The sequence below is a fragment of the Thermoleptolyngbya sp. C42_A2020_037 genome (genome assembly GCF_015272455.1).
Taxonomy (GTDB): domain Bacteria; phylum Cyanobacteriota; class Cyanobacteriia; order Elainellales; family Elainellaceae; genus Thermoleptolyngbya.
Genome location: NZ_JACYLP010000015.1, coordinates 1 through 17,920 on the forward strand (window position 1 = coordinate 1; position 17,920 = coordinate 17,920).

Sequence of the window (17,920 nt, forward strand, 5' to 3'; positions counted from 1 at the left end):
ATACTACATTCTGCCCCCATTTTTTGTATGTTGAGCTATCTTTCAACACCTCTGTAGCTGTATATGATTCTGTTGATTCTTACAGTTGCTTAGGCCGCTAACTGACTTGACTTTCTAGTAGTAAGTCACAGACCTCCCGTACTGCACCTCGCCCACCTGGACGTTCTGTAATGTAGATGGCTGCATCCTGATTAGAGGCGATCGCATCTGCTACGGTCAGAGGACACCCAACTGCTTTGAGCACTGCCAAGTCGTTTACATCATCCCCAACATAAGCAACCTCCTCCAAGGAAATTTCTAATTTTGAACACAAGTTCTGAAGAACAGCCAGCTTGTCCTCCACACCCATAAACAGGTGAGTGATTCCCAATTTTTTAGCACGGTGGATCACGGAATTCGACGTGCTGTTGGTGATGATGGCTACTACTAGGCCACGTTCCATGACCAGCTTGATTCCCATGCCGTCTTTGACATTGAACTGCTTCAGTTCTTCGCCTGTGTCCGTGTAGTAGAGGCCTCCGTCGGTCATCACGCCATCGACATCGAGCGCCAGCAGCTTAACGCGAGATAAGTAAGGCTTTAGTTGCTCAGGACTCATCTTATCCATGAGCCACCTCCAGCAGGCTGTTGTGTACAGCCAGGATTTGTCGCAGCGTCAACTCCAGATTTGCGAGAGGAATCATGTTAGGCCCATCGCTCGGCGCGTTGTCTGGGTCTTCATGAATTTCCATGAATAGGGCATCAATGCCCACCGCCGCGGCGGCCCGCGCCAGGTAAGGAACAAACTGGCGCTGTCCCCCAGACTTATCTCCCTGACCACCGGGCATTTGGACGCTGTGGGTCGCATCAAACACCACAGGGTAGCCAAGCTCTCGCATCTGGGGTAGCGAGCGAAAGTCTACGACAAGCGTGTTGTAGCCAAAGCTGGTGCCGCGCTCTGTGAGCAAAAGATTGGTTGCCCCGCCCGCCTCAAGCTTGCGGACTACATTTTTCATGTCCCACGGCGCAAGAAACTGACCCTTTTTGACATTGATGGCTCGTCCGGTGGCTGCTGCCGCCAAGAGCAGATCCGTTTGCCGACACAGAAACGCTGGGATTTGGAGTACGTCCACTACTTCAGCCACAGCTGCAGCTTGATAGCTCTCATGAATGTCGGTCAGAACGGGCACTCCAACTTTGTCTTTGACTCTCTGAAGAATTTCCAACCCTGCCTCAAGGGACTGGCCGCGAAATGAACTAATGGAAGTGCGGTTGGCCTTGTCGAAGGAAGACTTGAAGATGAACTGAATTCCAAGGCGATCGCACACGGCTTTAATCGCTTCTGCCATCTTCAGCGTGAACTCTTCAGACTCAATCACGCAGGGCCCGCCAATCAGCGTCAATGGTTGACTGTCTCCAATCGCAAACCAGTCAGCAACCTGGATACATGGCATGGGTGTTCTCCTAAAGGGGGCAAGCGAGTTGGAACAGGAGTAGGAACGTGAAAAATCCAAAAATGATTAAAAAATGATTTAGGCGTAACAAACTCTGCTTCAGAAACAGTTGCTTTTAGTGCTTCTAATGTGAGGTCTACTCTATTACTATCTTCGTGTGGCAAGGTACAACCGTCGTCCGGCTCGAAACCAAGGCAGGCTTTTAACACTCTGAATCAGATGAACCCTGAGTGACATGGGCTGGAGGCTCAGCCGTGGGGCAGATGCAGCGATATTTGGGGACTCCCCCCTCTGATAAGCCAAATAGGTCGGCTTTTGCGGTTCCCAAGTTTGGCTAGGGAAGCCGAGTCTGACCGGCTTGAGCCCCTTCGCCTTGAGTAAACCATCGATTTTGCGACGGAGGCCAGGCATAGGTTGATGAGCAATCAAGAGCAACCCAGATTCAGCGGTTAAGGCCACCGCCTCTTCGGCCCAGCGCGATAGTCCTACGTCATCATTCGGCAGATCAATGATCACAACTTGGTAGATGGACTGCTCTATCTGAGCCTTAGAGGAGGAGTGCTGAAAGCAAATTTGATTCGCCACTCCCACTCGGGCACAGTAATCTTTTACTTCACTCAGCGCGTCACCAGCGTAGGTAATTTCTAATCGGGGCAAGTCAGCCAAATCCGCTAATAACTCTTTACACTTGCCCTGCCAATAAATCAGGCTAATTTTGGGGTTGATTCGGTGCAATTCCTGCACAATTTCATAAAGTTTGATGCGGCTATGGAGGAAATCAAGATCTCGGCAGGGAGCAACGGCGGCACGCGGATCGTGGTGTAGCGTGAAGGGCGGGGATGGTTCGTGGTTGAGGACGTAGCGATAGAATTTTTGCTTGATATCAGCCTGGCTAAAACACTCTAGCAAGCGCTGCTGCCCGGCCGACGCAATCTGGGCAGCTTCTTCTGGATGGCTCAAGTAGTAGGAAATCTTATCAAGCAATTCTTGTTCATCACCGTAGCACTCGAGATGGGTTCCCTCCTGAAATAGCTGAGAAAGACCAGCCTGAGGACTGAGGCGATCGCTCAGGAGAAATCCACCGGCCATCAACACTTCAAACACGCGACGATTGAGATCGCCATTAAGACTACAGTTAAGGACAATCTTCGCTTTGGGATAGTCATCTAGACTTGCTCGGTAGGGCTTGCTGGCAACATCAATTGCCACCCCAGACTGTTCTAAAACACTAATCAAGCGGCTCCGCTGAACGTGAAATTCTGACCTGGAACCCCGGAAGACAGCATCGTAGAGCTTGGTGTCTGATGGCGGTGGCACATAGGGATCAATGGCCATTGTTCCCGGTAGCCAAAAGACATTTTTCAGACCTGCTTCTGCAAAAAAATGGAGGTGTTGCACCCCCTGATAGACCCAGTGATAGTCGCACTGAAGCTGGCGGCAGTACTGAACCATGCCGCTGAGGGTGCCATCTCCCCAGTGAAATGTGTCGCCCAGTTTCATGACCGTAGGGCAGCCGAACCGATGCAGCCCGATGGGCTTGAAGTTCAAGTTGCGGGCAGAGATATGCACGATATCCGGCTGATAGCCCGGTGGAAGTTGCTTGATTACCTGATCAACGCTAAACTCCCCAGCAGGAACGGCGATCGCCCGACCGGCTGCCACCGCCTCCTTGGGCGGGCGCGGGCAGGCTATGATTGAATCCTTACCCGATTCATCAAATTTGAACTCAGATAACTTCGCAGGCCGCCCATACAGGAACAACTCTTTCGGTCTAAGCATGATTCACCGTGGCTGCGCCTTTAATTAACTGCTGAGCCTGAATTAGGTCTTCGGGTGTGTTAATTTCGAGGACTGATTTTTCCGTAAGACAGACTCGAATTGAGAACCCATGTTCTAAAACCCTAAGTTGCTCCAATCCCTCACACTGCTCAAGCGGCGTTGGCGTTAGGTGAGCATATTTAGATAAAAACTCCTGACTAAAGGCATACAGTCCTAAATGATGAAAAACTGGGACGCTGCCAGGATTCCGAAAGTAAGGAATGGGCGATCGCGAGAAGTAAATTGCATTGCTGTGGCGATCACAAAGTACCTTTACCGAATTGGGATCGGTGTATCCCTTTTCCATGTCAAGGGGGCAGGCTAATGTCGTCATGGCAGGAGATTCGCCATTGAGGTAAGGTGCGACCAGTTGAGTTAGCATTTGACCCGTGACAAACGGCTGATCCCCTTGCACGTTGGCGATCGCCGTCATCTCAGGATAGCGTTCCGCCACTTCCGCTACTCGATCAGTTCCCGTTGCATGATCCGATCGCGTCATTTCCACTGCCCCTCCAAACTGGCGCACGCAGTCTGCCACTAGCTCACTATCGGTTGCCACCACCACCTTGGCAAAGGCAGGACAGCTCATCGCAGCTTCATAGACACACTGCACCATAGGGCGATCGCCAATCTTCACCAGAGGCTTCCCTGGAAAGCGCTGAGAATCGTATCGGGCAGGAATCACCGCTAATATCTTCATAGCAAACTCACCTTAAAGCTTAGGGAACAGGATACCTATAGGGTTAGGAGAAATTTGGGAACTGATTTGACCCGCAGCGGATTCCAGCGCAAAGCGGCGAACATCATTCTCAGTGCCTCAGAACATTTTTTATCGTCTTTCAAAAGACAGGCTGAAGCCCATGTCGTTGTACCATAAGCACGTCGCTTCAGGCCCCTAACATTTGATGGAACATCTGGTTGAGAGTAGATCTTGTCCAAAATTTTCAGACGTTCTTGATAGGCAATACCCATGTTTTTGACAGACTTACAGTCAAACCACTCTCGAGAAATTGCCAGCTTGTCAGATAGTTTAACTGCCTTAATTCCAGGACAAAGATAGCTAATACGAGTCCAGTATTCACGATCCATCGTATAGTGAAGGCTCTCATCCACTGGCCCAACCTTCTCGAAAACTGCTCTGGAAATAAACACTGCTGGCTGACCTGGACCCAACTCACCCATCAAAAAATACTCGATATCAAAATCTCGCGGCGGCTTGATGCGATACTCTACTAGTTTTGAATCGGTAACTGAGCAAACGCCAGAGACAATTTGGGTTCCTTCTTCACGATTAAATGCCTCTGCTACCTTAGCCAAAGTTCCAGGCAGCAGCAGATCATCAGAGTTTAACCAGTACAGAATGTCACCCGTTGACGCAGACCAGCCTTTGTTAATAGCGTCTGATTGACCTCGATCGCGCTCGCTAACCCATGACGTTAGAAACCTCTCATATCGTCGAATAATCTCAACCGTTTCATCCTGACTACCACCATCCATAATGATGTATTCCAGATTCGGATAGCCCTGAAGCAAAACAGTTCTGATTGTCTCCTCAATAAACTGCCCTTGTTGATAGGACGGCGTAACAATGCTAATTTTAGGCCAGGGCTTACCGTCAGGCATTGTGTCTGGTAACTGAGGGCTTTCCACTGTCCACGGCCATCCAGTTCGTTCCTTAGGGGGATCTAGCAGCTCATTCAGCTTAGGGCATCGCATAGCTTGACAGAAATAAGTTCCTTTAAAGCGATTTCAATCAACTACAGTCCACTACGCAGCAGGTCATGCAGTCGAAGCAGTCCCATGCAATAGTTTTGGTCATCGACTACAGGCAGCACTGAAATCTGCGAGGGACGATCTTCCATCAGCCTCAGGGCATCATAGGCCAGGGCATCAGGGGCGATCGCCACAGGCTGCTTGGTCATAATAGCTTCCGCTGTTAGGCTCACCAAAGCAGTCGGCTCTGTTCGTTGCATCCAGCGCCGTAGGTCTCCGTCCGTTACTAGGCCCACGAGTCGATTCTGGTCATCTACGATAGATACTGCCCCTGCGCCGCCTTTGGTAATCGCCGTCACCACCTCTAGCCAAGAGGCGCTAGGCAAAAGCTTGGCTTCGCTAGAACCTTCAAACATTAAGTCTTTGACTTGCAGAGTCAGCCGCTTGCCTAGGCGACCGGCCGGGTGGTTAATTGCAAAGTCTTTTTCTGTAACGCCTCGCATCTGCATAAGGGTCATCGCCAGGGCATCGCCAATCGCCAGGGCAACCGTTGTGCTGGTGGTCGGCGCTAGGTTCAGCGGGCAAGCCTCTCGGGCGACTGACGCATCCAGCACCACGTCTGCCTGGCGCGCCAAAGTAGACGCCAAATTGCCCACCAGAGCAATGATAGGGACGCGACGGTGCTTTAGGTGAGGCAGCATCTGAACTAGCTCTTCTGTCTCACCGCTGTTGCTTAAAAGGATAACGACATCCTCCGGCGTAACTGCCCCCAGATCTCCGTGTAGGGCTTCGCAAGGATGCAGGAAAAAGGCGACCGTGCCGATGCTCATGAGCGTCGCAGCAATCTTTTGGGCGACAATGCCGGATTTGCCCACACCGGACAAAACCACTTTGCCTTTGCATTCCTGCAACAGCGTTAGGGATTGCTCGATTTGAGCGAAATCTAGCCGCTCAGCCGCTTGATGAATGGCGCTAGCTTCTAACTTGAGAAGCTCAGCCATCTGATGAACAGGGATAGCCACAGTCGAGATCATGATACCGTCCTAACTTACGTCCTAACTTGAGGGGAATGAATAAGACTCTAGGCAGGCTGCATGTTTACAGCATTTTCTTGCGGGGTGAGGCACACGCTGCCCTCACGAGGCAAGGGCTTATTGACCATCCGTGTACCTCACTAGCTTCAAAAATGCTGTAGCAGGTTTTGCATGGAGGCTTTCGTAAAGCTAAAAACTCGCTTTAGGGCTGCTTTTGCACTGGGGGGCGGCGAATTGCCCTGGAGAATATCGCGCCGCACGTAGGAGCGAACCAAACTGAGTTCGATATCTTGGTCGGTGATGAAACCAGCGGCGATCGCCTCTCGAAAATGGCGAAACCACAGCTCACCGTAGGGATGATCAGGGGCTTTCCAAGGCTGCCGATAGAGGTCGGTATAGTGAATTAACTTAGTCGTGCGATCGTAGTAATCAAACGAATTCCACGCTGGATCGAGCTTGCCAATCTTGAAGGGATGATGCTGCAAAAAGGCAGGACTCATTTGAGATAAATCTCTTTCGGTATACAGCCCTTGCTCGATTTCCTGATAGTAGCACTCCAGGTCAAAGCGAGCCGTTTCACAGTTAATTAGCATAACGCTCAATCCCCACAGGCTTTCACCCAAATGGCTGTAGGAATCGGCTTTTGTCAAGAAGTTATACTCTCCCAGCGGCGTATCGAACAGCTCCCCAATGTCGGCCAAACAAATCGTGTCAGAGTCAATATAGATGGCCTTGCCCTGGTAGTTACAAATCTGGGGAATCAGGTAGCGATATAGGCTAAATTCGGTCGTATTCCGATACTTAAGCTTGAGAGAGAGGGGCGCTAAAAATGGTTCTTCATCGTTTAGCTCAATGGAATTGTGGGTGCCGTTGAAGACGTAGATATCTAATGCTCGCTGAGTCGTTTTTCGCAGGGAATAGATAGAAACCTTCCGCTCTAACAGGCTAGCTTCACCTGAGCCAATAAACACTCGAATTCGCTCTTGATTCCCCATGATCCTCTCTACTCGGCTGAGGTTGACAAGTAAAATATCGCTAAAACCACTTCCCAATTTAGAAACCAAGCCCTTGCATTGCTATCCAGCAGCTTTATATCAACATTCAGCCCCCGAGCCGCAAATCCGTTGAAACTACGCAGAAACCAATAAAAGCTTTAACTGGATGAAAACTTCATGTCGAGTCAGCTATTTCCCGACACCCAACGCCTTTAACGGTGATAGAATCAAGCGCTTAGCCACTGATAGACGGGGGCGGATATCCCGACGAATCATCAGCTTCCGTCTTGACCCATAAAAGGGCAGCATGGGAGCAAGGTCTAGTTTTGTATCCGTTGAGTCCAAGATTGCCTCCAGCAGCCTAATCCAGCGCGTGAGAATGACCGCACGCTGGAGATGGAACCACTGGGCTATGGCAATAGCTCGGTGCTGGATTTCAAGATAGCGGAGCGGATCCGCAACTAGCCATTCGACCCGATGAACGATATCCTGCGGACTCCGCAGCACCAGTTCTGGGAAAAACCTCATGCAATCTGACATACCGTGGTCATCGGAGGCAATTACAGGCACACCACATGCCATGCACTCCAGCGGAGATGCAGGAAACGCTTCGGTGTAGCCCGTCGGATTCAGAATTGCTAAATCACATTTCTGGATGATGTCAAACTTTTCTTCGCCCAAGTTGCCATAGAAAATGACTAAGCCCTGGTGAATATCCTCCTCCGGAATAAAGTTGAGAATGGCTTGAGCATAGTCGGAAGAAGTGGGGACCAGCCCAGAGTCAGACCTTAAACCATAGGTTCCGGCAGAGCCAATAACGTGTAGCCGCACCGCAGGAAAGCGATCTTTAAGTCCTCTCCACGCTTTAGCAACCTCCAAAAAACCTTTAGCAGGAACCAGAGCACCCAGAAAGACAATATTGAGTTTTTCTGGGTCGATGGTTTCTCGCCAGTCTGTATCTGGATATCTGGGCGCAATAAAAATATTTTGGATCTGATAAACCCTGGCATTGAGGCGTTTATTGGAGTAGAACTGATAGGTGCCAACACAAACAACTGCCCTAGGAGTAAGCTTGGAGACTAGACTTGCTGCTCCTACATCGAAAGGATGATGGCTCCAGCAGACCAATCGCGCCTCAAACTTCTTTAGAAGGCTAGGATCAATGCCGTTGAGGAAGGAGGCTGTTCCAAGAATGATTGCAGACTGTAGGTGGTCTTCTAAAAGTGCTAAAGCTTTGAAGAAGTCAATCGCTTCGTCGAATATTTCCTGTTTAATATTTTGTGTGGCGTTTTCAAGCTGAACTTCGGAGTTACTGACTAGCCTCACCTGCCAGTCAGGATATGCTTCCGCAAGATGCAGCGCTAGAGAAATAGAAATAAACTGCGTGCCTCCAACGCCTGGATTACTGCTAAATCGTGAAAAACGCTTACCCTGAATCGCTTTAGAAAACACTAAAATGTAGATTGTTTTTTGGGCGAAAGTACTATTCATGTTGAGGCCCAGATGAGGAGCAAATCATTATGAGTCAAGCTAATTCAAATTGAAGCCCCTGATTTGCCGTAGTTCAAAATAAGATTGTCCCTGAGGCTATCAATCATCCTTCGGCAGTACTTAGGCTGGAGAGACTCCTATTTCACCACTTCAGCGTACTTGCCAGATTTAACAATTCTCCCCTTCTCTAGCAAATAGATGCGATCGCAATGTTCAACAGTAGACAGTCGATGGGCGATAAGAATAATAGTCTTCTTGCCAGAGAGGGCTTGAATGGCTTGGCTGACCTTCTTTTCAGTCTCGTTGTCGAGGGCAGAGGTTGCCTCATCCAGCACTAGAATTTCCCGCTCGTGATAAAGGGCCCGGGCAATCCCAATCCGCTGGCGCTGCCCTCCTGAGAGCATCACTCCCCTTTCTCCAACACGAGTATGAATGCCCTGGGGAAGCTGGGCTACTAGTTCCTGGAGTTGGGCAGCGGCGATCGCCTGCTGCAATCTTCTTGAGTCAATCTGATCATCCGGAACTCCAAAGGCAATATTGCGCTCAACAGTATCATCTAATAGAAAAATAGACTGAGGGATGTAACCTACTAAGTTCTGCCAGGCTCGAAGATGGCGATAAATAGAGACCCCATCGACCTTAATGTCACCCCATTGAGGCGTTAGTAGCCCTAGGATAATATCCACTAGAGTAGTCTTGCCTGCACCAGATTTACCGATAAAGGCAATAGACTCACCTTTCCGAATCTCCAGAGAGATTCCGTCAATAGCAGGTTTAAGCTTTTCAGAATAGCGGTATGAGATATGGGAGATTTGAATTCGTCGATTGAAGCTCAGAGTTGCAGGCTGATTCTCGGATTTCAACTTGCCACCATTTAACGCAACGTTATTATGCCTCTGACCCAACTGCTTCTCAATAGTGGTTAGATCTGAATACAGGATATCAACGGCATGTTTTGAGCTTTGTAAGCTTCCAAGAACCGAAACCAGTTGAGTCAGCGCAGGCAGCAGGCGAATAGAAGCCACTGCAAACACACTTAGGCTAGAAATTAGGGCACCCGTGCTGCGGGATAGAAAAAGTTGGCTAATACCAATAAAGGAAACAATAAAAACGACTAGAACTGTCTCGATTAGAATTCGAGGCAGCGTGTCAAAGCTGTAAAGTAGAACTTCGGATCGAACATATTGACGGGTGTGTTTCCGCATCTCTTGCTCGAAATAAGGCTCACAGCCGATAACGCGAGTTTCCTTAAAGCCGCCCAGTCCATGGTTAAGCGTCACAATAATTTTTTGCAGCGCCTCTGAGCTATTCTTTCCCCATCGTCGGAGACGACCTCTCATCACATAAACCAGCAAGACTACTGGTAGGAGGGTCGTCAGCACGCCTATCAATAACAGCAAATCAGTTGCTGCCATAAGCCCTAGCAGGAAAACCAGCACAATAAAATTTGAGGTGCCATAGAGCAAAGGTATTAGAACAGCAGATCGAAAGCTCTTGGTTTCATAAGCAATGTTTTTGACTAGCGCGGAAGAGTTTTTAGACAGAAAGTAGTTGTAATCACTGTAGAGATAAGCTCTGTTTAGGCTCTCAATCATAGAGGCAAGTTGAAAGTTGCCAAACCTAAGAATATAGAACTTTGATAAAAAGTAGAGAATAGATTTAAGAATAAAAAGTACACTAATCAGAGCGCAGAGAAAGAAAATAAATTGCTGACTAGATTGAATACCCAGAAGAGTATTAACCCGTCGAATAATAGGATTCTCTTGGATCAAATTAGGATTTGAAACGATGCCAAAGAAGGGAGATAGCATGCCAATCCCTAGCGTCTCCATGAAAGATGAAACTGTAAAAACAAAGATCAGAAATGGGAGTTGTTTCCTGGAGTCGCCTAGTATGTACCAAACCTTCTGGAAGTACTTGGGCATCAGCGCTTTTGACCTAGACATGGGTTGCGTGCCTTTGCTAGCTTTTGGCAGTGAGAAGGAAAAGCTCAATATAGAGTTGAGAAGATGGTGCCCTTGAAATTCTATTATGCCAAAGCACTAGATTGCATCTCAATGGACAGGAATCTATCAAACCTTAATTAGCTTCTGAATAATCAGAAGCTTCCTTAAAATTTCTCAGATTTATCCGGATTGAACACTAAAGCAGTGAAGAACTTAAGCGAACATTTCAGCACTCTAGCCATTTAGAAAAATACTCTTTCTTTTCTACTTCTTGTTTTGAGGTTATAGCCCGGGCAATGTGGCTTTTTATACCATGACGCAGTAAGACTCTGCTTGTGCATAAGAAGTCTTACGTCGGAACTGGCAGAACAAGAAATCAAGACTGAATCTTATTTAGGGTTTTTCTGCAGAGGATTTGATCCTCGCGCCAACGTACCTGGTTAACCCAAAATAAACAGTTTTCAGATGCCTAGAGAAAAGTCAAAAACAGAGAAATTACAACGAACAATTGAAATCAGTCCCTTCTCCCCTGCAAAATAAAGCCCGTCAAGGCAACCTTATCGTAGAGCAAAAAGGATCGACTCTTATCTCAATCTTGATTGTCGATATAAGTCTGCCATTCATTCATATACCATGACGAACTCTTACAAGCTTCTTTTCCTAGCAGTTCTAATCGGGATAATTGGGATGAGCTTCCTGAAGTCTTCCCTTCTGCTGACGAGTTCTTCCAAGCAGCCCTCACTGAAACCAACTGTCAGCGATTTATCTTGGACATCAGCATTAGCGGATTGCACAGTTACAATTAGCCCGCCTATAGAGGGCTTGTTTAACCCAGAGAAGATAACCCAAAAGCTTCAAAGTCCTGGTGTCAGCATGTGTCTTAGAGGTGGAACCTATTTTCTATCCCAACCGCTGCGGCTGACGGGTAATGAAAGCGGCACTGCTGAACGTCCAGTATTGATCAGCAGCGCCCCTGGGGAAACTGCACGACTGGTGGCGGGGCAACCCATTCCGGCTTCTGCATGGACTGCGATCGCCAATCCGGCAGAACAGGCTCGCTTGCCTGAAGCAGCAAGAGATCGAGTCTTGCAAGCGGATTTGAAGTCCTTGGGAATTACGGACTACGGTCAGCTCCAGCGTCGAGGAACCTACACAGAACCAGACGCGAGCCAGCTTCATCTGGAACTTTTTCAGGATGGTGAAGCGCTGACGCTGGCCCGCTACCCCAATCGACATCCCAGAGAGGGATGGATACAGGTTCAGGGCTTTCCAGAGGGTCTCAAAGGCAAGAAGTTTCAGATTAAAGGCGATCGCCTTGAGCGCTGGAATGTCGATGACGCGTGGGTCTATGGCAGTTGGTCTAATACTTGGTCGGACGACACAATCAAGGTCGCCAGCATTGATGCCAACGAGAAGACCATCACCCTCACAGAAGCACCATTGCCCTATGGCTTTAGCGAGGATGAAGGTAAGCCGTTCGGTCGATTTTTTGTGTTTAACCTGCTCGAAGAACTCGATCAGCCAGGGGAGTGGTACCTCGATCGCGCCACAGGCATCCTCTATGTTTACCCGAAACCTTCCCCTCAGCCGCCCGAATTCATCATATCTATGCTGGAAAATGCGGTTGTTTTTGAGCCAGGCGCTCACCACATTAGCCTCCAGAATGTGGTAATTGAAGCTAGCCGGGGCACAGCAGTACGCCTAGAAGGCCACCATCTGAGTCTAGCGGGCTGCGTAGTTCGTAATGCAGGGGGCAAGGGCGTAGTTACGACCGGCGAGAATATCACCCTGCTTTCCAATGACATCTACCACACTGCCGCAGGCGGGATTATGCTGGACGGTAATCGAGAGAAAGGTAAGCTTTATCAGCCCTCCCACAACCTAGCTCAGAATAACCGCATCCACGATGTGAACCGCTGGGAGCGCTACTACCGCCCCGCTGTGGATTTGGAGGCTAGTGGGGGACAACTGATTCATAATCTCATCTACAACCACCCCCACATGGCAGTTGCCTTTGGGGGCAGCGATCATCAAATGGCTTGGAATGAGATTCACCATGTTGTAATCGAGACAGAAGATGCAGGCGCATTCTATCGCGGTCGCAGTTGGGTCAACCGAGGCCATGCAATTCGGAACAACTACATTCACCATATAGGACGGTATTTCAATCCTGTTCAGGCTGCCGAAGATGCCGATACTGGAATTGTCTACGGCCCCTTTACCCAGGACGAGTTTGGCGACATTGGTATTTATTTTGATGATCGAGATGCGGGCACGACCGTCGTGGGGAACGTCATCCATGGGGGTACGGTGGGCGTTTGGGTCGGGGGTGGCCACGATCAAAAAATCATTGGCAATATTTTGATCAAAGCCACGCGGGCGGCCTTGAGGATTGACACGCGGGGGTTAATCAATACCTATTGCACCCTAGAAAATTACCAGACGCCTGATTGCAACGATGAGCTGTATCGGAAGACGATGGAGCATAATCCGCTGCAACCGCCGCTAGCGACCAAGTATCCTGAGTTGGCGAAAAAGTTGCGCGAAAATCGGGACATGCGATCGCCCCTTGACAATCAAGCAGTTCATAATCTCGCCGTGAATACCGAAAACATTGATTTCCGACTAATTCCTTCGCAGCAGCCCTTGGTGGACGAAAACAATGACTTTAAGCGGCAAAACAACCCACAGATTTCAATCGAGATAGATAGCGATGACCCTAGGGCGATTGTCTCCGCTATTCCCAAAGAGTTGCTGCGAAGAACGCAGGTTCCAGAGCAATTTTGGGAACAAGTGGGTTTACAGGAAGATGCCTATCGAGATAAAAGCGGAAACCTCAAGCTTACTCTCCCTGCTTCTTAACTGCACAGACACCTAGCCAGGGAATTGAAGCACACGTGAAGCGTATTTTGGGGCTGATCTGGAATAGTTTATTGCCCAGTTTTGTGTAGATTCCGTGAATTCATCAGGCTTCTCCGGTTTCTTAAGACAAAGTTTAGAAAACCTCAGAAGAGTGTTTCGCCTTTTACTGAGTTAAGGCGTTTTGCTCCTTATCTATGGAGGCTTTGTCGCTGTGCCTATGCTGAAACGCTACATTGCATCTGCTGTTGTGCCGATCCTAAGCCTATTACCTGTTACGAGCAGTGTCTTGCCCGCCTACGCCCAGGCCCAATTCATGGGAACAACGCCAATCGGGGAGGCTGTTTTTGCAGAGGATGCCTATACGCTGGGGCCGGGCGATCGCATTCAAATCAATCTCTTCAGAGTAGAGACCTACAGCGGTCCCCAGCAAGTTTTAGTAGACGGCACCCTCAATCTGCCCCTAGCTGGTACCGTATTCGTTGAAGGGCTGACCCTCCAGCAGGCGGCAGCAGCCATTTCCCAGCGCTATGCCCCGTTTTATCGCCGCCCTATTGTCACTGTTAGCCTCCTCGCTCCCCGTCCCCTCCGCTTCAGCGTTTCCGGCGAGGTCGCCCGACCCGGTTCCTATGTGGTAAGTCTTGCGTCGGGCGGCGGCGGTGCCGACCTGTCTGCCGTGAGGCTGCCAACCCTGACCAGTGCTATCAGAGATGCGGGCGGGGTCAACTCAGCCGCCAATGTGCGTCAAATCCAGATTCGCCGAACTCGGCGGACAGGCCCCAATCAGAGCACCTCGCAACTAATTACGGTAAACCTGTGGAACCTACTGCAACGGGGAGATTTACAGCAGGACATTACCCTGCGCGATGGGGACAGTATCCTCATTCCAGCGGCTCGAACCCTGAATTTGGCGGAGGCTCGCCAGCTCGCTAGCGCTAATCTCTACGCTTCAGCAAATCGTCCCATCGACGTGGTGGTGGTGGGGGAAGTGAAGCGGCCGGGTAGCCATACTCTCGCGTCTTCAAGCAGCAATAGTGACGCAAATGAACGCCAAGACTTTGTGCCTACTGTCACCCGTGCTATTCAGGCGGCTGGAGGCATCACGGAGGTTGCCAATGTCCGACAAATTCAGGTGCGCCGACAAACAGCTAGCGGAACGGTTCAAACGCTTGATGTGGATCTGTGGGCACTGCTGCAAGAAGGGGACGTTAATCAGGACACCGTCTTACAGAACGGCGATACGGTTCTGATTCCCACTGCAACTGACCTGAACCCAGCAGAGGTAACTGAGCTAGCTACGGCAACTTTTTCACCTGACTCTATCCCAGTTTATGTGGTAGGCGAAGTCAATAATCCAGGCTTGGTGCAGCTTCGTCCCAATACCCCGCTCAATCAAGCCATCCTAGCAGCAGGGGGGTTTAACAATCGGCGGGCTCGCCGCAGTTCGGTAAAGCTGCTGCGCCTCAATCCAGATGGCACAGTGACGGAGCAAACCATCCCTATTGACTTCTCTGCTAGCCTCAGCGCCGCTAACAACCCAGCTCTGCGCGGAAACGACGTAATTGTCGTGGGTCGCTCGGATTTGACTACTTTTTCAGATAGCTTTGAATCTTTGGTAGCTCCGCTTGGCTCGGTCTTTCCAATCGTCAACCTGTTGCGGCTATTTGGGCTGTAGTGGGCTTCCTGGCTCGATTTCGGCTTGAATAAACGAGCCGTGGCCTGCTGTTCTGTTAATTTTGCAAAATCCTTACCGAGTAAGCCGCAAAATAGCATTCATTCCCTTCAGAGTATTAGTGCCTCCGAATCGCTTTTTATCTACTAACTACCCTAGCAAGCCATGCAGACTCCGCGAAATCCTCGATCTCCTCAACCGAATTCTCAAGAACCCTATGCAGCCAGTCAGAATCTTGCCTTGCCGCAAGTAATTGAGTACGAAGCCCTGGCAACTGACTCCAAAGCTGAGGATGAGTCTTGGAGCTTAGGCTGGCTCTTTGCAACACTAAAGCGCCGAGCGCCGATTATTGCTGGCGTGGCGATCGCCACAACCGCTCTTGCAACCATTCCAATCGTCTGGATTGCTGAAAAAACCAATCCAGTCTATTCAGCAAGTTTTGACTTACTTGTAGAACCAGTTACTGCTGAGGCGCAGGCCACGCGACAGGCCGCTTCTGCTCAAAACGCTGCTTCTGGAGGCAACGCCCAGCAGTCCGGTTTGGACTACGACACTCAAATTCAGGTTCTTCTCAGCCCTCGCTTAACTCAGACCTTGGTTGATCGGCTATTGGCTCGATATCCAGACATGCCTGCTGAAATTGCCCAGCAGGTTGTTGAGCAGAATTTAGCAGTTGAACGGCTTGTGGTGGAGAATAGCGCAGAAGACGGTGGTACCAAAATTATTCGTGTCACCTATCAAGCCGAGACACCTGAGGATGCGCTAACAGACTTGGAGCAGCTTTCAGGAGTGTACTTGAAGTACGCTTTGCAAGAGCGCCAGACCAGAATTGGTCAAGCTATTAAGTTCATCGACGAGCAAATTCCAATCCTGCAAGCCCAAGTGGATAGTCTACAACGCCGGTTGCAAGTTTTTCGGGAGCAGAACCTATTGATTGACCCTTCGCTAGAGGGCACCCAGCTCACCCAGCAATCTGGCAATCTAAGACAACAGCGATTGGATTCCAATGCGGAAATTGCCGCAGAGCGGGCTCGCTATCGGGCGTTAGCTAGCAGTGATCCAATTGCAATTTTGAGCGTCGCGCCGGAATACAGCGCATTGCTTAATCTGTTTCAGCAGCTAGAAGGGGAGATGGCAGCAGAGTCAGCTCTCATGACCGACTTGAATCCCGATATGCAGTATCTCCAAGAACGGCGCAGCAATTTGCAGCAGCTCATTAATCGAGAAGCCCAGCGGGTACTTGGCAAGATTGAAGATGAAATTCAGGTGCTGGAAAATCGTCAGCGGGCGATCGCCCAGTCAGAAAATCTTATCCAGCAAAAGATTCGAGAATTGCCTGCAGCCGCTAACGAGTATGAAGAACTTCAGCGCAAGCTTAATGTGGCTACAGGGATCTTGACGGAATTTTCGACGCGGCAAAAGGCGCTGCAAGTTGATGCCGCCCAGCAGCAAACTCCCTGGGAACTGATTAATCCTCCCTCTTTGCTGCGAGATGGAACCGGGGAACCCCTTAACGTAGAGAAAGTAAATAAGCAAGCGCTCCTAATTTTGGCAGCTCTGCTGGGCTCAGCTTTAGGCATTGGTGTTGGCATCCTCGTAGAAGTAATAACAGATCGCTATCACACGTTGGAGGAACTGAAGTCTGGCACCAAACTCCCGGTATTGGGCAAGATTCCGCTGCAACCTGAGCCGATTTGCATAGTCGAGCAACCGCTCTCGCCCCTGTTTCTTGAGGCTTTTCAGGCATTGCTCACCAAGGTGAATTTGCTGAGTGCGTCGCAACCGCTGCGATCGCTCGCCATTAGCTCTGCAACGCCGGAAGAGGGCAAATCCACCGTGGCGCTGTATCTGGCGCAGGCGGCGGCTTCGCTGGGTCAGCGGGTGCTGCTGGTGGATGCCGATTTGCGGCGGCCGACACTGCACGAGCGGCTGAGCCTGCCGAATGACCTGGGCTTGACGGATTTGCTGAGCGATAATGATGTGTCGCTAAAGCAGGTGATCCGGCGGCGATCGCCCGACTCCTCGCTCTACGTCATCACCGCTGGCTCGATGGCTCCCAACCCCATCCGCCTGCTTACCTCGCCCCGGATGCAGGAAGTCGCCCGCCAGTGCGCCGGCCTGTTCGACCTGGTGATTTACGACACGCCGCCGATCATGAACCTGGCGGATTCCAGCGTAGTTGCCGCCTACACCAACGGCACGCTGATTATCGCCAGCCTGGGGCAGCTCCAGCGCAAGCAATTGTCCGATGCGCTGGAAAGCTTCCGCGTGTCGAACCTGCCGATTTTGGGGATTGTGGCGAATCGGGTACGAGTCAATGAGAAGATGCCCTATTCGGTCTACACGAGGGTTTAGGAGCGATTTTGGATTTACGATTTTGGATTTGCGATTTTGGATGGTGGATTGAGCCTTGACGGAGATTGCAGCCGTTGCATAGAGATTGGTGCCTGTGCGCTGAGAGAGGCGATCGCAAAACTCAATCGCGTTGTACCAGGAAACAAGTTCGACCGGGCGATCGCCGCCCTTAAAGCTAGCGTTGGCTGGGCTGGACCAAGTTCCCCATTCACCGGGGGCAACGCCGCCACTGTCCGCCAGAGGGGCAACTGCAAAGAGGGCATGGATGGGTTTCACTTGAGAAACTATGATGCCAATACGGATGCACACCTGGCTGCATCTTAGTGTCTATTTCAACGCCCTTTTTCCAGATTCAGGGAAAATCTTTAGGAAATTCTCTTGTGAAGCGGGGTAGAACCGCCTCGCTCGACAGCACGACGGGAAAGGTGACGACCTCGACTGGTTGTCCTGGTCGCTCCATCTCTGCCTGCCCTCATCCCCCACCCCCTTCTCCCAAGTCGGGAGAAGGGGAGCAAGAGTTGCATATCCTGTTGCTCCATGTTCCAACAGGAAAAGGCACCCCCTGATGGGAGTGCCTGCAACCAGCTAACTTTTAGGAAATGTT

At 50.2% G+C, this 17,920-nt stretch carries 13 protein-coding genes; 4 read left to right on the forward strand and 9 right to left on the reverse strand.

Annotated elements, in window-relative coordinates; translation table 11 throughout:
• Positions 1-97: 97 nt before the first annotated feature.
• The 9 genes from IGS16_RS04600 to IGS16_RS04640 form a co-directional block, all read right to left on the reverse strand.
• On the reverse strand, positions 98-607 hold the full coding sequence (locus IGS16_RS04600) for an HAD family hydrolase (RefSeq protein ID WP_297083708.1): 510 nt from the start codon (positions 605-607) through the stop codon (positions 98-100).
• A complete protein-coding gene (gene kdsA, locus IGS16_RS04605; RefSeq protein WP_297083709.1) occupies positions 600-1,433 on the reverse strand; it encodes a 3-deoxy-8-phosphooctulonate synthase in 834 nt (277 codons plus the stop codon). Before kdsA ends, IGS16_RS04600 begins: the two co-directional genes overlap by 8 nt.
• A 147-nt stretch (positions 1,434-1,580) precedes the next feature.
• Positions 1,581-3,212, reverse strand: a complete 1,632-nt coding sequence (locus IGS16_RS04610; protein ID WP_297083711.1) for a glycosyltransferase — start codon at positions 3,210-3,212, stop codon at positions 1,581-1,583.
• The gene (gene kdsB, locus IGS16_RS04615) at positions 3,205-3,951 is read right to left on the reverse strand and encodes a 3-deoxy-manno-octulosonate cytidylyltransferase (protein ID WP_297083712.1); all 747 of its coding nucleotides are present in this window, start codon (positions 3,949-3,951) and stop codon (positions 3,205-3,207) included. Before kdsB ends, IGS16_RS04610 begins: the two co-directional genes overlap by 8 nt.
• Before the next feature lie 35 nt (positions 3,952-3,986).
• The gene (locus IGS16_RS04620) at positions 3,987-4,874 is read right to left on the reverse strand and encodes a glycosyltransferase family 2 protein (protein WP_297083714.1); all 888 of its coding nucleotides are present in this window, start codon (positions 4,872-4,874) and stop codon (positions 3,987-3,989) included.
• A 134-nt stretch (positions 4,875-5,008) separates the two neighbouring features.
• A complete protein-coding gene (locus IGS16_RS04625; RefSeq protein WP_297083717.1) occupies positions 5,009-5,998 on the reverse strand; it encodes a KpsF/GutQ family sugar-phosphate isomerase in 990 nt (329 codons plus the stop codon).
• Positions 5,999-6,144: 146 nt separating this feature from the next.
• Positions 6,145-6,993 carry a glycosyltransferase gene (locus IGS16_RS04630; RefSeq protein ID WP_297083719.1) on the reverse strand — a complete coding sequence of 283 codons (849 nt, stop codon included), beginning with the start codon at positions 6,991-6,993 and terminating at the stop codon, positions 6,145-6,147.
• A 189-nt stretch (positions 6,994-7,182) separates the two neighbouring features.
• Positions 7,183-8,484, reverse strand: a complete 1,302-nt coding sequence (locus IGS16_RS04635; RefSeq protein WP_297083721.1) for a glycosyltransferase family 4 protein — start codon at positions 8,482-8,484, stop codon at positions 7,183-7,185.
• A 137-nt stretch (positions 8,485-8,621) separates the two neighbouring features.
• Complete coding sequence (locus IGS16_RS04640; protein WP_297083723.1) at positions 8,622-10,316, reverse strand: ABC transporter ATP-binding protein; 1,695 nt, start codon at positions 10,314-10,316, stop codon at positions 8,622-8,624.
• A gap of 987 nt (positions 10,317-11,303) precedes the next feature.
• Here IGS16_RS04640 and IGS16_RS04645 point away from each other — a divergent pair.
• From IGS16_RS04645 to IGS16_RS04660, 4 genes are all read left to right on the forward strand, one after another.
• A complete protein-coding gene (locus IGS16_RS04645) occupies positions 11,304-13,292 on the forward strand; it encodes a right-handed parallel beta-helix repeat-containing protein (RefSeq protein WP_297083725.1) in 1,989 nt (662 codons plus the stop codon).
• A gap of 313 nt (positions 13,293-13,605) precedes the next feature.
• Positions 13,606-14,964 carry an SLBB domain-containing protein gene (locus tag IGS16_RS04650; protein ID WP_297083726.1) on the forward strand — a complete coding sequence of 453 codons (1,359 nt, stop codon included), beginning with the start codon at positions 13,606-13,608 and terminating at the stop codon, positions 14,962-14,964.
• A 237-nt stretch (positions 14,965-15,201) separates the two neighbouring features.
• A complete protein-coding gene (locus tag IGS16_RS04655) occupies positions 15,202-17,316 on the forward strand; it encodes a tyrosine-protein kinase domain-containing protein (RefSeq protein ID WP_297083728.1) in 2,115 nt (704 codons plus the stop codon).
• 48 nt (positions 17,317-17,364) lie between these two features.
• The gene (locus IGS16_RS04660; protein ID WP_297083729.1) at positions 17,365-17,640 is read left to right on the forward strand and encodes a hypothetical protein; all 276 of its coding nucleotides are present in this window, start codon (positions 17,365-17,367) and stop codon (positions 17,638-17,640) included.
• The last annotated feature ends 280 nt before the right edge of the window (positions 17,641-17,920 follow it).

What these genes read in the sequence shown, in the direction of transcription:
- IGS16_RS04630 (WP_297083719.1), bottom strand. Translation starts at nt 6,993, where the DNA reads ATGGGGAATCAAGAGCGAATTCGAGTGTTTATTGGCTCAGGTGAAGCT.
- kdsA (WP_297083709.1), bottom strand. Translation starts at nt 1,433, where the DNA reads ATGCCATGTATCCAGGTTGCTGACTGGTTTGCGATTGGAGACAGTCAA.
- IGS16_RS04620 (WP_297083714.1), bottom strand. Translation starts at nt 4,874, where the DNA reads ATGCCTGACGGTAAGCCCTGGCCTAAAATTAGCATTGTTACGCCGTCC.
- kdsB (WP_297083712.1), bottom strand. Translation starts at nt 3,951, where the DNA reads ATGAAGATATTAGCGGTGATTCCTGCCCGATACGATTCTCAGCGCTTT.
- IGS16_RS04650 (WP_297083726.1), top strand. Translation starts at nt 13,606, where the DNA reads ATGGGAACAACGCCAATCGGGGAGGCTGTTTTTGCAGAGGATGCCTAT.
- IGS16_RS04645 (WP_297083725.1), top strand. Translation starts at nt 11,304, where the DNA reads ATGTGTCTTAGAGGTGGAACCTATTTTCTATCCCAACCGCTGCGGCTG.
- IGS16_RS04635 (WP_297083721.1), bottom strand. Translation starts at nt 8,484, where the DNA reads ATGAATAGTACTTTCGCCCAAAAAACAATCTACATTTTAGTGTTTTCT.
- IGS16_RS04625 (WP_297083717.1), bottom strand. Translation starts at nt 5,998, where the DNA reads ATGATCTCGACTGTGGCTATCCCTGTTCATCAGATGGCTGAGCTTCTC.
- IGS16_RS04640 (WP_297083723.1), bottom strand. Translation starts at nt 10,316, where the DNA reads ATGGAGACGCTAGGGATTGGCATGCTATCTCCCTTCTTTGGCATCGTT.
- IGS16_RS04610 (WP_297083711.1), bottom strand. Translation starts at nt 3,212, where the DNA reads ATGCTTAGACCGAAAGAGTTGTTCCTGTATGGGCGGCCTGCGAAGTTA.
- IGS16_RS04600 (WP_297083708.1), bottom strand. Translation starts at nt 607, where the DNA reads ATGGATAAGATGAGTCCTGAGCAACTAAAGCCTTACTTATCTCGCGTT.